Raw genomic sequence first — 1,057 nt, 5'->3', positions numbered from 1 at the left:
GAGACCACGCTGGCGATGGTCTACAAGCTGCTGGAATCAGCACAGAAGAACTGGAAGCGGATCAAGGGATTTAATCTGCTGACCCTCGTGGTCAATAATGTGAAGTTCAAGGACGGCGAACAAGTACAGGATCAATCAGACAGGAACGCGGCCTGATGCCGTACACCAGATTTGACAATAACTCCGTCAAAGTCATCCTGCCCGTTACGTTCCAACAACCTCTTCGAGGCGGTACCTACTCCGTAAAACACTCTTTTCGGCATTACACAGTATTCAATTACGATGATGTCAATGGCGTCGATTTCGGCCACCCAGATCTGTTTGAACAACCTGACGTACGTTCACACGCCGTAAATCTGAACGAACTGGCCGAGCAGGTTGTGCATGCATCAGGTGCAATCATCAGATATGAGGGTGATCGTGCCTTTTACAGCCCAGCCAGCGACACCATTCATATGCCTCCTCGACAAAGTTTTATGCCCAGCGCACATGCCACTGCCGGTGAAAACTTTTACGCCACCCTGCTGCACGAGTTGATTCACTGGACTCAAAAACCTGAACGCTGCAACCGTCATAATTTCAGTGCTGATCCGGTAGCGAGTTATGCGTTTGAAGAGCTGGTGGCGGAGTTGGGTGCGGCCATTATGAATACCCGTTTCCACAAGCTCCCTGAGCCACGCCAAGACCACGCAGAGTATGTCAGCTCCTGGATTTCTGCACTTGAGGAAGACGAATCCTATTTTTATCAGGCTATGGGCCAGGCACAGACTGCGGTGGACTGGCTGTGCAGGAAAGCTGGACTTACAACAAACAACATTGATGCTTCTGCCGGTGGCAACACCGCATCAGACTTGCCTTATGACGTAGACGAAGAGCTAATAGGTCCCGCAAAAGAATCCATAATCGAACCCATTGAGCTTTTCGTGGCAATATTCGCAGAATGCCTGTCAGACAGGCCAGAAGAGCTATGGTGATTTCTGGTGTATGGGGAGATAGAAGGATGGCGTATCCTGTTGATTGATCACGACCAAGATCTCAATCAACAGAAGGTGATACG

Annotated in this window: 1 protein-coding gene and 1 pseudogene; both read left to right on the top strand. The window is 49.9% G+C overall.

From position 1 onward, the window contains the following. Window positions 1–156, top strand: a pseudogene (locus tag KTN04_RS16585) (IS256 family transposase); the annotation flags it as partial. Beyond that, window positions 156–974, top strand: a complete 819-nt coding sequence (locus KTN04_RS16580; protein ID WP_217336333.1) for a zincin-like metallopeptidase domain-containing protein — start codon at window positions 156–158, stop codon at window positions 972–974. The pseudogene KTN04_RS16585 and the gene KTN04_RS16580, both read left to right, overlap by 1 nt. Window positions 975–1,057 lie beyond the last annotated feature (83 nt).

Origin of the sequence: Marinobacterium weihaiense, assembly GCF_019061305.1 — a bacterium.
In the GTDB taxonomy this organism is placed as follows: Bacteria; Pseudomonadota; Gammaproteobacteria; order Pseudomonadales; family Balneatricaceae; genus Marinobacterium; species Marinobacterium weihaiense.
This window is presented reverse-complemented; position numbering and strand designations above follow the sequence as displayed.

Bases quoted from the DNA above. Each gene is read 5' to 3' on its own strand.
- KTN04_RS16580 (WP_217336333.1), top strand. From the start codon at position 156: ATGCCGTACACCAGATTTGACAATAACTCCGTCAAAGTCATCCTGCCC.